Source organism: Maridesulfovibrio spiralis (SeqCode) (genome assembly GCF_048571135.1).
Lineage (GTDB): Bacteria > Desulfobacterota > Desulfovibrionia > Desulfovibrionales > Desulfovibrionaceae > Maridesulfovibrio > Maridesulfovibrio spiralis.
In genome coordinates, this window is the sequence record NZ_CP182344.1 from 993,244 (window position 1) to 1,007,631 (window position 14,388).

The 14,388-nt window shown below is 47.4% G+C and carries 12 protein-coding genes; 4 read left to right on the top strand and 8 right to left on the bottom strand.

Annotated elements, in window-relative coordinates; genetic code table 11:
- Positions 1 to 24 precede the first annotated feature (24 nt).
- From ACNI29_RS04475 to ACNI29_RS04485, 3 genes are read left to right on the top strand one after another with little or no spacing between them, the layout of a single operon-like run.
- Complete coding sequence (locus ACNI29_RS04475; protein WP_419780986.1) at positions 25 to 1,254, top strand: ATP-grasp domain-containing protein; 1,230 nt, start codon at positions 25 to 27, stop codon at positions 1,252 to 1,254.
- Between the two features lie 6 nt (positions 1,255 to 1,260).
- A complete protein-coding gene (locus ACNI29_RS04480; RefSeq protein WP_419780987.1) occupies positions 1,261 to 3,201 on the top strand; it encodes a glycoside hydrolase in 1,941 nt (646 codons plus the stop codon).
- A 2-nt stretch (positions 3,202 to 3,203) separates the two neighbouring features.
- The gene (locus ACNI29_RS04485; RefSeq protein WP_419780988.1) at positions 3,204 to 4,223 is read left to right on the top strand and encodes a sialidase family protein; all 1,020 of its coding nucleotides are present in this window, start codon (positions 3,204 to 3,206) and stop codon (positions 4,221 to 4,223) included.
- A 3-nt stretch (positions 4,224 to 4,226) separates the two neighbouring features.
- On the opposite strand, the gene ACNI29_RS04490 is transcribed toward ACNI29_RS04485, so the two are convergent.
- Entirely contained in the window at positions 4,227 to 5,075 is an 849-nt protein-coding gene (locus ACNI29_RS04490) for a glycosyltransferase family 2 protein (protein WP_419780989.1), read from the bottom strand.
- Positions 5,076 to 5,476: 401 nt separating this feature from the next.
- On the opposite strand from ACNI29_RS04490, the gene ACNI29_RS04495 reads away from it, so the two are divergent.
- Positions 5,477 to 7,645 carry a glycosyltransferase family 2 protein gene (locus tag ACNI29_RS04495; protein WP_419780990.1) on the top strand — a complete coding sequence of 723 codons (2,169 nt, stop codon included), beginning with the start codon at positions 5,477 to 5,479 and terminating at the stop codon, positions 7,643 to 7,645.
- Between the two features lie 95 nt (positions 7,646 to 7,740).
- On the opposite strand, the gene ACNI29_RS04500 is transcribed toward ACNI29_RS04495, so the two are convergent.
- Genes ACNI29_RS04500 through ACNI29_RS04530 form a run of 7 tightly spaced genes read right to left on the bottom strand, consistent with a single transcriptional unit; the run spans position 7,741 to position 14,385 of the window.
- Positions 7,741 to 8,964: a methyltransferase domain-containing protein gene (locus ACNI29_RS04500; protein WP_419780991.1), complete on the bottom strand. Its 1,224-nt coding sequence runs from the start codon at positions 8,962 to 8,964 to the stop codon at positions 7,741 to 7,743.
- Complete coding sequence (gene rfbC, locus ACNI29_RS04505) at positions 8,961 to 9,512, bottom strand: dTDP-4-dehydrorhamnose 3,5-epimerase (RefSeq protein ID WP_419780992.1); 552 nt, start codon at positions 9,510 to 9,512, stop codon at positions 8,961 to 8,963. The genes ACNI29_RS04500 and rfbC overlap by 4 nt, the downstream gene beginning before the upstream one ends.
- 43 nt (positions 9,513 to 9,555) lie before the next feature.
- On the bottom strand, positions 9,556 to 10,602 hold the full coding sequence (locus ACNI29_RS04510) for an NAD-dependent epimerase/dehydratase family protein (protein ID WP_419780993.1): 1,047 nt from the start codon (positions 10,600 to 10,602) through the stop codon (positions 9,556 to 9,558).
- A gap of 52 nt (positions 10,603 to 10,654) precedes the next feature.
- Positions 10,655 to 11,437 (bottom strand): glucose-1-phosphate cytidylyltransferase, encoded by a 783-nt coding sequence (gene rfbF / locus ACNI29_RS04515; protein ID WP_419780994.1) that lies wholly within the window; start codon positions 11,435 to 11,437, stop codon positions 10,655 to 10,657.
- A gap of 17 nt (positions 11,438 to 11,454) precedes the next feature.
- On the bottom strand, positions 11,455 to 12,477 hold the full coding sequence (locus ACNI29_RS04520; RefSeq protein WP_419780995.1) for a radical SAM/SPASM domain-containing protein: 1,023 nt from the start codon (positions 12,475 to 12,477) through the stop codon (positions 11,455 to 11,457).
- A 47-nt stretch (positions 12,478 to 12,524) separates the two neighbouring features.
- Positions 12,525 to 13,262 (bottom strand): cephalosporin hydroxylase family protein, encoded by a 738-nt coding sequence (locus tag ACNI29_RS04525; protein WP_419780996.1) that lies wholly within the window; start codon positions 13,260 to 13,262, stop codon positions 12,525 to 12,527.
- Positions 13,263 to 13,281: 19 nt separating this feature from the next.
- Positions 13,282 to 14,385 (bottom strand): FkbM family methyltransferase, encoded by a 1,104-nt coding sequence (locus ACNI29_RS04530; protein ID WP_419780997.1) that lies wholly within the window; start codon positions 14,383 to 14,385, stop codon positions 13,282 to 13,284.
- Between the last annotated feature and the right edge of the window lie 3 nt (positions 14,386 to 14,388).

The window sequence follows — 14,388 nt, forward strand, 5'->3', positions numbered from 1 at the left end:
GCACTATAGACCGTCATAAATGATATGAAAAAGACATTGATCGTAATCGGAGCCGGACTGGAATCTATTCCTGTTCTGCAAAGGGCTGAAGAAATGGGACTGCATGTACTGGCGGTGGACGCCAACCCGCAGGCTCCCGGTTTCGCCTATGCCCATGAGTCGGTTATAGGTTGTGTCTACACCCCGGAAATTACGGTTGCCGCCCTGACCAAGTGGTCAATAAAGGGCGGCAAGCCGCAGGGTGTCATCTGCGCGGCCGTTGATGCTCCCGGAACAGTTGCCGCTGTGGCTGAACAATTCGGGCTGACTGCGGTCAGCAGCGAAACGGCCCGCTTGGCAACAGACAAAAAAGCCATGAAGGACCGCTTCAAAGAAAGCGGTATCCCCATCCCTTGGTATAAAGAAATTTTCAACGCCGAAGAACTGGTCGAAATTATTGATGAACGGCGGGAAACACTGGTCATCAAGCCCGTGGACAGCCGTGGCGCGCGCGGAGTCCTGCGGCTGGTTTATGGATCGGTTGATATGCCTGATCCCCGCGGGGCTTTTGAATGCGCAAAAAATGAATCTCCGTCCGGGCGGGTAATGGTCGAGAAGCACCTCGACGGTCCCCAGATCAGCACGGAAGGTTTTGTGGTCGGCGGACAGCCCTTCTGTCCAGGATTCTCGGACCGCAACTATGAATTTCTGGATCGCTTTGCCCCGAATATAATCGAGAACGGCGGAGACCTGCCATCGTTTCTGGATCAGGACACACAGGCTGCGATCAAAGATCTTTCAGGACGAGCGGCTATGGCACTGGGCATTGCGGATTCCATGTTCAAAGGTGATATGGTAGTGCATGAAGGCAAACCATACGTGATTGAAATGGCGGCCCGCCTTTCCGGCGGCTATTTCTGTTCCCACGAAATTCCTTGGAATACCGGGGTGGACTTCGTCGGCGCGGCAATCCGGCTGGCCCTTGGGGAAACTCCCGGTGCAGAAGATCTGACCCCCTCCTTTCAGAGAGGAGTAGCCCAGCGTTACCTTTTCCCCAAACCGGGCAGAGTGCTGGCCATTGAAGGGGTGGAAGAAGCCAAGGCCATGGATGGAATCAGCATGGTTGAAATCCGCACCGCCGTTGGCCAAACAATTTCCCCGGCCACCAGCCATCCCGCACGGGCCGGAGTCGTCATGGCAAGAGCCGACACCCGCGAAGAAGCAATTACCAGAGTGAAGGCTGCTGTAGAGGCAATCAAGATCATCACAGGATAGGCCGCCATGAAAATCTTCGCCATATTTCACCTCAACCTCATGTTTTCCTCCATCCCGGAAGAAAGCCGCAGCGAAGTCATCAAACGTTGCTACTGGCCGCTTCTGTATTTGATAGAAGAAGGTTTTCCGCTGGGTATTGAAGCTTCCGGCATAACCCTTGAGATCATCCGCGACCTCGATCCCGGGTGGATTGCAAATTTCAAAAAACTGCTCGGCAAAGGCAGGACAGAATTCATCGGCAGTGGATACGGACAGATTATCGGTCCACTTGTGCCTCCTGCATTAAACAAAGCCAATCTCACACTGGGCATGCAAAGAGGAAAAGAGATACTGGACACAGTCCCCCGAATTGCACTGGTCAACGAGCAGGCATGGTCCGCGGGCATGGCAGCCCATTATCTGGAAGCCGGATATAAAGCGGTCTTCATGGATTATGACAACCCGGCCCGCTATGCCGACTGGCCCGACCATATCCAGCATTTCCCGCAACGTGCCAAAGGGACAAACGGTGAATCAATCCCGGTAATCTGGAGCCGCTCAATGGTCTTCCAGAAATTACAGCGGTTCGCCCACCGGGAGTTAGAGCTGGACGAATATCTCAATTATGTGGAGTCCCTCGGCACTGCTGACGGCTGGCTGCCCATCTACGGCAATGATGCTGAAATTTTCGATTTCCGCCCCCGCCGCTACAAAAGCGAAGCCGTGCAGGAAGCTGAAAGTGAATGGAAACTTATGCGGCAGGTATTCAAAACCATGCAGCAGCGTGGTCATGAATTTCAACTGCCCAGTCAGGTCCTCAAGGGACTTGAGCATAAGCATGGCGGCAACGAACTTGAGCTTAGCTCTGCCAGCCAGCCTATCCCCGTCAAGAAACAGAGCAAGTACAACATCACCCGCTGGGCACTGAGCGGGCGTGATGACTTCCAGCTGAACTCCCTGTGCCGGGCAATCTGCCATAAGCTGGAACAAAAATTTCCTTTTTCATCCGCAACCGAAGACCTCTGGCGGGAACTCTGCTTCTGCTGGTCCAGCGACCTGCGCACCCACATCACAGAGAAACGCTACGGCGAAGCCTTGGATAAGCTGGAGAAACTGACCTTTGCCAGTAAAGCGGCGGTTCGGGAACCGGACTTTCAGGTCTGCGGCATTCCGCCCAAGAGACAAGACCGCATGCTCAAGCTTGAAACGCAAAACGCGAGCATAATCCTGAACACCGCCAAAGGACTGGCTGTGCAGGAAGCAGCTTTCCAATCCCATGACAATATTCCAGCCTTCGGAACTCTCGGTCACGGTTACTTTGAAGAAATCGACCTCGGCGCGGATTTCTTTTCCGGGCACATCATCATGGAAGGGCCGGGAATCCCCAAGGATACCGATCTGGCACGGATAACCCCGCTCATCGACGAGACTGACGACTTCATCAGCGTATCCTGCTCCATCGGCCTGTATCAGGGCATGCTTGATAAGGCCGTGCGCATCCACAAAAACAAAGAACAGATCGACATCCTCTACCGTTTTGTAATGGATTGCAGACCGCCGGGGTTCGCCCGTATCGGGCATGTCACCCTGCTGACTGCGGACATGGACCCGGACCGCCTCTACTATTCCACCTGCAACGGCGGGAATGAAGAACGTTTCTCGCTGGGCGGCCTGACTTTCGATCACAGTGACAATATTTCTTTTGCGGTCTCGGCCTCACAGGGGTTGGGTATGACGGGCTCAAAGGTAGTGCTCGGCGGCGCGGAAAGAGCTCTTGAAATCAGCCCGCTCTATGCGGAGCACGGTTTCGTGGGCATGATCAAATGCAGACAGGCCGTACCCTCTCCTTTTGTGCGCGTATTTTTCTCTATGCAAGAAATGGATGAGACCAGTCTACGCGGATGCGGTCCCGACCCAAAATTCAACTTCAGCACCGGTTTCAGCATCAAACCGATTCCCGGAGAATAGCTATGGCAGCCAAACGGCCCAGACTCTCAGTTTCAATCGTTGATACCAAGCGAATAACCCCGGAAGAATGGGACGGCTACCAGTCATTCCCGACCATCACCGATGTGGACGGCGATCTGCTGGTCGGTTTCCGCAGGGCGGTTAATATCAGCGATGATCTGCGGCAGGTCATGGATCACGGCATGGCCGGGGATATCTACACTACCCGCTCCACTGACGGCGGCATAAATTTCGAACGCCCGGAACTGGTCATCAGCCATGCTGCCGAACAGACCAACGAACACGACGCCCTGCTCACCCACCTAGGCAAGGGCAGGGTCCTGCTCATCTCACGCACCCACACTTCACATTTACGGCGCAACTATTTTTCCTTGAGCACCGATGGAGGAAGGACTTTCCCGGAGCGCATGCCGCTTGATCCTCCCGGCGGGGAATGGGCATCATTCGGGCATTTCATTCCCGCGCAAGACGATGGAAATACATTTATCGGGACTTTCTACAACGGTCCCGGGTGCGGCACTTTCCATTTTAATCCTGAAAGCGGTGAAATTTCCGGGCAGTCATACATTTACGAATCAATTCCGGAATACCGTCTGAATGAGACATCAATCGCCCGTCTGCCGGACGGGCGCATTCTGGCCCTGATCCGCCAGCAACCCTGTCTGGACGGACTGTTTAAAGCTTATTCGGATGATGATGGAAAGACCTGGTCCGCGCCCGACCCCATCGGGCTGTACGGAGAGGCCCCCAGCCTGAAAATTCTGCCGGACGGAAGGGTGCTGGCTATTTACCGGGGCATGGTCCGCAAGAGCAGGAAATGCAGGGTAGCCCTGACCTGCTCCGAAGACGGCGGCAAAACATGGAGCCATCCGCAGACACTTGCATGGTACAAGGGCGGACGTTTCCACGGCGGTTACGGCGATCTGGCCGTTAACGACAAGGGTCAGCTTATTGCGGTCTACTATATTTCGCGCAAACGCGAGGCTCCGGTGGTGGAGCGTATGGTGCTGGAGGTTGGGTAAAATTTACTCCTGACTGTCGTATCTGGAATCATAGCGGGCACGAATCTCTTCATACTTCCGCATAGCCATAATTCTTAGCAACTGCGTTTTATCAGGACCAACATCTAACATCTTGACCAAGATCATTGCCTGTTTGAGCCAAAAACCGGGAAAATCATCTGTACCATATACTTCATTATACCAATCATATTTCTGGGCCGCAGTTCTTTCAAACATTCTACGTCCAAAGGCAATGTCGGAAGCATATAAAAGTTTTCCATCTAAAAGGTGGTAACCAAGCCACAACAAATCTGTTACTCCACCATAATTAGTGGCCTCTCCAATACCTAGTATATTGTGCTTCTTATATACACCATATAAAATTGTACCATCGGTCAAATTTCCCATCAGTCCTTTAATTCTTTCAAAAGAATCATCACTTTCTAAATAGTGGGCATAGTAGTAATCATATCCTCCTGTTACATTATTATCGCCACCGAAGTACTTAGCAGATGAATAAGCCCCGGAAGCATCCGGGTTCGCTTTGCAAAGGGTATATAATTTTTTAAAATGGTCTTTACTTATATAAAAATCATGGCCTCCGGTAACCGCCACATAACGGCATGATGAATTTTTTAATAGATGCCAATAATTAAAGGAAGGACCTTTATTCTCAGAATGCCTAATATATTTTATGCATGAATATTTTTCTGCATACTTTCTACAAATACTTTCTGTTGCATCAGTCGAGCAATTGTCTCCAATAAATATTTCCCGTACATTCTGAGCCACACAACTTTTAAGTAACATCTCAATATGTTCGCCTTCATTATAAACAGGAATCAATATTGATACTGGTATCGATAAATCCATATAATACTCCATTAAATTTTTTATATACAGGCCAGCAACAAATGCCCCAACACTTTACATTATTAAAGACGACCAAGGACTACCTATCCAGCTCTAAGCTAGAACATAGATTTAATTCATTAATATCGGCATCATATTGTCAGCAAAGGCTAATTTCAAGAGTTATTCCCTTCAAACTGAACATTCCACCCTGCCCCAAATCGTCCAACGGCATACACAAAAAGCCATGCCCAACCAACTCCAGCACATTCTAGGGGCAGTTCTTCATATTGACTTTCGCCAACTACAAAAGTATTTATTTAAAATAACATATACTAATATTGTGACTATTTCATAATCACAAAACCGCTAACAGCTTGCCTGCGGCATACTTCAATTCGAATGCAGCCAGGGAGAAAGACATGATTCTCAAAGAAGAGAAAAACCTGCTGAAAAATAAATTGCACCAAATCCGTTGGGACGACCGCTACGAAAAATATATTGATGAAATTGAATCCATAAAACGGCCCACGAATGAACAGCAGACACTCAAGGCAAGCATTGTTGTTATCTCGCACAATATAAAACAAGAATCCATTGACACTTTAGAAAAACTAAAAAGCCAGGATGCACCTTTTGAACTTATTTTCGTAGATAACAATTCACAAACACCATATGGCAAGGCTGCACGCACACTTTCCGATACATATATCCGCCTGCAGCGCAACACCGGAGCCTATTTCGCCCGTAACGTAGGGTCAGTTTACAGCAATTCCCCACTACTCATTTTTATAGACGATGATGCCGTTCCTGCTCATGATTTTGTAAGTGCGCATATAGAAGAAAATTCCAGATACGAAGCTATTTTGATACGTGGAATCTGCCTTCCTAAAACAGATTCTCCGCTCAATGGAAAAGCCAAACATTATGTTCTCGGAGACAAGGCCTTCCCGCGTTTTTCAGACCTGGAAGGAAACATGAGTGTCTCCACCGAAGCTTTTTTCAAAGTTGGCGGCTGGGATGACAACATTAAATTCGGCCATGGCGGCATTGAACTAAGCTACCGCCTTCTGAAAAATTTTCCACATCCGCAACTGATGCTCTACTCCCCGTTACCCATTATCAACCATGACTATACTGCTTCCAAGGAAGCCCTAGACCTAAAGCGGCATAAACAAGCTCTCTCATGGCGTTACCTGCAAAGCAAACATGCTAAAATCGATGATTTTCTTCCAAGATGGGAAAGAGAATGGTCCAAACTCCCTACCGTAAAAAAAGGGGAACAGAAATTACTTGTCTCAGCAGGCAACTTCGCATCTGCGCAGGAACAACAAAGAACAGGCAACCCTGAATACGAATCCATGCTACGCCTTGCAAAACGCTACAAGGACTCAGGAAACATAGAGAAAGCCGCACAATACGAAGAAAGGGCAAGACAGATAGCCTTACCCGAAAATCAGGCTGAGCAAGCTCCCGTAATTGATGACAAACCAACTCCTCCCAATGAGGAACAGCTTCTTGCTCTTGCTGATCTGCTTATGCTTGGTGAATACAATCAGGTCCTTGCATCACCGCATGCAAACCATCCACAACTAATCAGCATGCAAAGCGCAGCGGCCATGCGTAAAGGCGATCTGGAGCTGGCTGGCAAACTTATTAACCTCATCGAAGACGACAATGAAAAGAACCTAAAGCTCAAAGCACTACAGCTGCTGCCCAAACTTGCCGAGCCCTTGTCCGGTAATCCACGCGTGCACCTGATCATCCTCTGCTACAACAGAGAAAAAGAACTGGCACGAGCTTTCAAAGAACTGGCGAAAACCAACTACGATAATTATGCTGTATACATCGCGGACAATGGCTCAAGCGATAGTACCTGGGAGCGCATTCAGGAAGCTGTCAAATTTTTCCCGGACCATATCCCCGTACATATGGAACGCCTGCCCACCAACGTCGGGCGTCCCGCAGGGCATAACTGGCTGCTGACCAAATACGACCACAGCGAGTCGGACTATATTGCCATCGGTGACGATGATTTGGTTCAGGTGCCCGGGAACTGGCTGATTGATATGCTTAAAACGGCAGAGCTTTTTCCCAATGCTGTTGCCGTGGGAGGCAAATCCCTTGACCCCGGCCTTCCTCCGGTTGTCCATGCCGGAGTGCGCAACATTGTGAAATTCGAAAACTATGAACTGGGCATGACCAACAGCAGTCCGGCACTGGACCTGGGACAGTTTGACTTCATTGATCTGGTTGACCATGTAATCGGCTGCCTGCACATATACGACACCAAAGCATTTCTCGATAAGGTAGGTCTATTCGACATTGCCCTTTCCCCATGCCAGTGCGTGGATATTGAACACCACCTGCGCAGCAAGCTCATGGGCTATGACATTGTCTTTAACGGATTCATCCAATTTCAGCACATGCGGGCTATGGGCAAAAGCGTAGCCAAGAGCAAAGCTCTCTCCGGGAATTCTCTAGGTAACGTGATCAAGGTACTTGCCAAACATGATAAAGACGAAGTCACGGAAATGCTGCTTAAAGACCGGACAAAACGCGCAAGATGGCTCGAAAAGGATGAATATTAAAGAGCGTCTCTGATACAACATTTCAGATAACCCAAAAAACAGGCATACCCCTATCTTTCATAGGAGCATGCCTGTTTTTTTGATTATCTGTTTCTTTATTTGATTTCCAATACTGGTATCGCTATTACAAATTTCCCGCCCCAAGATTCAATATAATTATGCTGTGACATTATTTCTTTTTTGATATTCCATGGAAGTATCAGCACGTAGTCAGGCTGTTTTTCTTTCAATGCCTCTGGAGCCAGAACCGGGATATGGGTACCCGGCATAAACAGCCCCTGTTTATGTGGCGAGGCATCAACACAGAATTCGATAAGACCTTCTTCGATATCGCAATAATTAAGCAGGGTATTCCCCTTTGCGGCAGCCCCGTAGGCGGCAACACGCTTACCATTGGCCTTCTGCTCTTTCAGGAAATCCAACAACCCTTCTTTTACACGGTCCGCCTTCTCCTGAAATGAAGCATAGTACTCAAGGGACTTAAGCCCCTTTGACTCTTCACGGGCAAGCAGCTCCATAACAGCATCTGTTGTGGAAACAGGATTATCATCATGGCAGGCAAAAACTCTCAGCGAACCACCATGAGTGGGCAATTCCTCTACATCAAACACCCGCAGCCCGACACTCGCAAACATGCGGATCACAGTCCCGAGGGAAAGATAGGAAAAGTGCTCGTGATAGATGGTGTCGAACTGGCATTCATCAACCAGCCGCATCAGGTGCGGGAATTCCAGAGTAGCAACCCCGCCATCTTTCACTAAAATCTCAATTCCCTTGATGAAGTCATTTATATCCGGGACATGGGCTAAAACATTATTACCTATAAGCAGATCAACCCGGCCTCTGTCTGCTACAATTCTTTCCGCCAGCTCTACACCGAAAAATTCATTGATGGAATCAATGCCTTTTTCCCTAGCCGCATCAGCTGTAGCCAAAGAAGGTTCAATACCATAACAGGGGATGTTATTTTCCTTCATGTATTGAAGGAGATAGCCATCGTTGGAAGCAACTTCAACGACAATTGACTCTGAGTCCAGCTTAAAACGATCTATGGCCATCTCGGTATATAGGCGCGCATGATTAAGCCATGAAGACGAAAAGGAAGAAAAATAGACATAGTCCTGATCAAAAATCTCTTCCGTTTTTTTGAGTTCATCAATCTGGACCAGAAAACAATTTGAACAGACATAGACACAAAGGGGAAACCTGGCTTCCGGTTCTTTCAACTGCTCAGGGGAAAGAAATGAATTGGAGGGAGGATGAACCCCCATATCGATAAAAACTTCAGATAAATCAGTATTACAATGACGGCACTTCATAACATTATTCCTTTGAAATCATCATCAATAAGTGGATGTTGCAAATCACGTTCAGAAATATCCGTAAACTCAAGAGGCCACTCTATGCCGATGCGCGGATCATCATAAAGGACAGCTCCTTCAAATCCGGGAGCATAATCAGCAGTGTGGAAATAAATCAACTCAGATTCCGGTTCGAGAACCTGAAAACCATGAGCAAAACCTTCAGGAATATACACGGCCCGCATATTCTCCCTGCTTAGTATTTCTCCATGCCAATGCAAAAAAGTAGGAGAATCTGACCTCAAATCCACAAGAACATCAAAAACTTTTCCCCGTATGCAACGGACAATCTTGACTTCTGCATGAGGAGGTTTTTGATAATGCATCCCGCGAACAGCACCGGCTTTCACTGTGCTGGAAAAATTAATCTGGCGCAGATTTTTAGTAAGCCCGATTTCCTTAAGCTCTTTTACGCAGAAAAGGCGCGCAAAAGAACCTCGGTGATCCGAAAATGGTTCGACATCTATTTTATACGCCCCGGCTAAGGGCAACGACTGAAAAAGCATCTAACCTACCGTCTCATGGAACGGATATTTTCTAATCCGCAGGTTATTTATTCCAAGACAATCGGGAATTAAGGCGATCGTTTTCAACATGTTCGCGCAGCACCTTAAGACGCATGTACCATGTATCGCGAAAATTGCTTTCCTGAAAATTCATGGCGCACAGACCCTCATAAAGCTCTTTGATTGTTCCTTCCAAAGTAGAAACCGGCTGATGATCAGGGGCCAACTTCGCAAACCTGCTGAAGTCAACGCTGTAAGAACGCTTATCCGGTGCTGCGTCAGAGTTAATGGAAACATCCACCCCGCCGATAACATCCGCGACAGCTTCAGCCAGATCTTTCACCTGATAATTCCATGCGTCACTGCCCGCATTCACGGCAACAAAGGAGCCACCGTTATCCAAAGGCCGCACGGCAGCCCATTCAATGGCCCGGGCCATATCTGTAACAGTAATCAACGGTCTCCAGGGGGTTCCATCTGAAAGGATGGTGACTTTCTTATCAACCACAGCACCGGCCACAAAATCATTGAGAACCAGATCAAGACGCAGCCGCTCACTCATCCCGCAGGCTGTTGCAAAACGCAGGCTGGTGACTATGAAATTATCATCCGCAAGCATGCTGATAACTTCTTCAGAAAAAACCTTGGAACGGGCATAAGCTGTAAGGGGGTTGAGTTCGGCCTCCTCGGTGCGGGCCTCGCTACCGGAAGAACCGTACATACTGCAACTGGAGGCATATACAAAATTTTTCACGCCTGCTTTCTTGGCGGCAAGAGCTACTCTTTCAGTAGCGTCGGCGTTAATTTCAACAGTCGGTTCTTCGAAAAAATTACCCATAGGATCATTGGAGATCGCTGCGAGGTGAATGACCGTATCAACCCCGGCAAAAACTTCATCGGGAATGGAACGGACATCCATGAAAAGCTGGCTATTGATACGGGTCTCAGGAAGCACATGGGCATGAGTGAGGCAGTGGGCAAAGTATCCCAGATCCAAACCGACCAGCTCCACTCCGGGCATGGCAGATAAAAGCTGTTTCTCAACGCATGGGCCGATATACCCCATATTACCAGTAAGCAGGATTTTCATAAAATTTTCGCCTCAATAATATTTTTAAATCAGTCAGATGAAAATAAAAAGTCTACCAGACTTTCCAAGGCACATTACCGCTATCCCAGATACCGTTGAGATGCTCTGTATCCCTTAAGGTGTCCATACAGGCCCAGAAACCTTCATGGGGCCGAACCATAAGCTCACCTTCGTTTGCAAGCCTATCAAGCAAACCATATTCGAGATCGCAATTATCGCTGTCTTCAAGGAAATCAAATATTTCCCTATTAAAAACAAAAAAACCACCGTTAATCAGGGATTCCGAACTTGTCGTGTCTGGTTTTTCATGGAAAGAACGGACCGTATCACCCTCTATTTTCAGTTCACCAAAGCGAGCCATCGGATTTACCCCGGTCAAGGTAGCCATTCTTCCGTGCTTCTTATGAAACTCAATAAGAGAGTTGATATCAACATTCGCCACGCCATCACCGTAGGTAAGCATAAATGTATCGCCCTCAATGTATTTTTCAATACGCTTAATGCGACCGCCCTTAAGAGCTTTGGGTCCGGTATCGGAAAGGGTAATCTTCCAACCGGATTCCTCGTGGCAGTTGTGCTGGCAAAAACTGGTTGCTTTTCCCAGCTCTATGGTAATGTCATTGTTCACCCATTCGTAATTGACAAAAAAATCTCGGATCATCTCCCCTTTGTACCCTAGCGGCAGGACAAAATCGGTATGCCCGTATGCAGCATAGATCTTCATGATGTGCCATAATATCGGCTTGGGACCGATGCGCACCATGGGTTTCGGGCGAAATTCTGTTTCCTCACGAAGCCGGGTACCAAGCCCACCACAGAGAATTACTGTTTGCATGGATAAACTCCGTAACTTTAAACTGTTATAGATTTTTCTCTCAAACGAGCTAACAACATTTCTCTATACGGGTCAATGTTATCCGGCATTCCATATTTAAGCTGCTGGCAGTCTTTGCAAAAAGGAATATTCTTCCGATTGCCTTTCAAAAATTCTATTCTGTACCGGTTGAACTCTTCTGAATCCCAGATTGATTTTACCGACGCCTTGCGTACATCACCTATGAGATGTTCATGTTTCCAGTCCAGAAAACAGATGCTGACAAAACCGTCGGCATTAATTGACATAGAATAAAAGACATACGGGCAGGTATCTACTGAGCTCAAAGGCTGACCATAAATACCAATATTGTACTCGGCTTCAACTTTTTCGGCCACGTCAAATTCAGGCCAGCACGGCGCAACGTGCTCAACAAAAATCTTATCCGAAACAGGACTGAAGTATTCGAAAAAGAGTTTTTCGGTTTCCGGGGTCAATATCTCTTTGACCGTCTTGATCAATATTTTGCAATTGCCCCGGTTTTTATAAATTGTTTCTATGTTTTTGCGATACTGCTTGAAGTCCACCCTGGTGTGGGTAAAATCCCTGAACTGCTCATCGCTCATGCCGTCCAACGAAATATTGATTTGATCAATTCCCGCCTCAATTACCGGCATGGCCCGCTCCGGGGTCAGCAACGAACCGTTGGTTGTAGTATCCACTGATAGAATTTTGGAACTTTTCTTGGCATAAGCGACCATCTCCGCGAGGTCGGGATTCAAGAAAGGTTCACCATCCTTATACATCCGCAACACTTTTATTTTTTCTGGAAAATCTTCAAGATCATCAACAATTTTCTTGAATAAATCTAACGAAAGAAGGCTGTTCTTACGGCGAAAACCGGAAAGCAGTTTACTGTTTCCCGTCGGACAAAAATTGCATTTGAAATTACAAATGCTCGAAGGATCAACAAAGAGCATAAACGGTGTCGAAAGAGGAATGACATCCTGCAACGGGGTCCGCTCATCCTGATTAATCCGTGTCTGAAGCTCGGCAGCCATAAAATTTAACCTTTTTTAACGGTTTATATTGCCTGTCAGGCCCAACCTTATGCGATTCTTTTCAGAAAACCGTCAGTGCAGATCGTTGTCTGCAACTTGGCTTCAAGTTCAGTATCAATAACAAAATCACTATTGCTCTTCAGGAATTCCCACACAGCGGTCTTGGGGTTGTTTCCTTTGCCCCAGGGACGGTCACTGTAATCATTTGATTCTGCCAGATCTTCAACTATGGTATCAAATACTACACAATAACTTCCTTTAGTGACAAAGGGAGTATACAACTCCAACTCTTTAAGAACATGCTCGTGGCTGTGATTGGAATCAAAGACAACAAGAACGCGCTCTTTATTCTCTGCCACAGCTTTGACCTTATCTATAATCCGGTCTGATGTGGAACTCCCTTCAAGCAGTGTGATTCTCTTTCGCATGGGATGCTGCATTATTCTACCGAAGTTGTGCGCGCGGATATCAATATCAATTCCCAGCACATCACCGTCAATCTGCATCATCTCAAGCATGGAAGCATAAAAAATAACAGAGCCGCCACGAGCGATACCGGTTTCCACAATGAGATCCGGCTTGATGTTCCATATCAGCTCCTGCATGGCAATCAGATCAACAGGCTGCTGCAGAACAGGCATACCCATCCATTGAAAGTTGAAGCTGTAGTTAAGGGCTCCAGTGGCAGACAACCACTCTTTGCTCAACTTTTTACACTTTTCCGATTGGCCCAGCTTTTTAATATTGTCTGACACAAAATCATCAAACTCTTTAAAATCGTCCATAACAAGCTCCAACTAGAGTTTAGTAACAATATAGAACAAAATCTCCAAAAACAGGTGCATGCCACCTGACGGAGAACTTATAACCAAGAGACAGATCCTGTAAAAACTCTATAATTTCATACAGGTCTGAAGGATAGTGATAAATGCAGATAGCAATTTTAGGACGGTGATTACATATTGTCTCGCGAGCCCCCCTCAAAAAGGCCATCTCCATTCCTTCGATATCAACCTTCAGGAACGTGGCTTTGCGCCCATTGAGATATGAATCCAAAGAGTACACAGGGACGCAAGCGGACCCGCTATCTGCCCCTGCAGCGGACAACCCGTGCCTCAATGCATCTTCTGTCACGTAGGTGCAGGACAACTCGGTATTACTGTCCGAAAGGCCTGCTTTTTCCAGACTTATTTTGGCTGGGTCGATTGCCCATTCGGTTACCAGACGCTTGGTCCTTGCCTGCAAGGCAGCAAATTGGCGTTCGCCCGGTTCAAAAGCATATAAATGCCCGAATGTACCAAGGTTCTCCCAGATGAAGTTTTCCATGCTGTCGCCCACAAATGCACCGGCATCAACATAGGTCTCCTCAAAGTTGCCGCTGAATTGAGGCAATGAGAAATACATATGTTTTTCAACAACTTCATAGCAGGCATCAAGAGAGCTGGTCAGCATGGAATGAAGAATGGCATTAAAAACTATCCTGCTTTTTTCATCCTCGAGAAGACGATCCCGGACATTGGCAATACGGGAATAATTCTGGACGATAAAGTAAGCATCAAAGGAAATAAGATTTGCAAATTTACTGTCGAGTTGAGTACTTATTTCACGCACATAATGCCGCGCCGTAATCAGAACGGAATCAACTCCGTCCACAGCGGCTTCTTCCGGCAAAGAAACCTTGATTCCAGATACCGACGTGCCGTTCTTTCTTGGATCATTATCAAGAAAAGAACGGACAACCGCCCCCTGCTTCTGAAGATAGCCGACGGCCCATTCACCCACCATTCCGGCACCGAACAGGCTTATACCCTTAGCAAAATCGGCATCTACACCCTGCGCCACAGATTTAAGCGAGTTGACAATCCTATCGATTGCTTCAGTACTATAATCAAGAGTATCTTTCTGCATAAC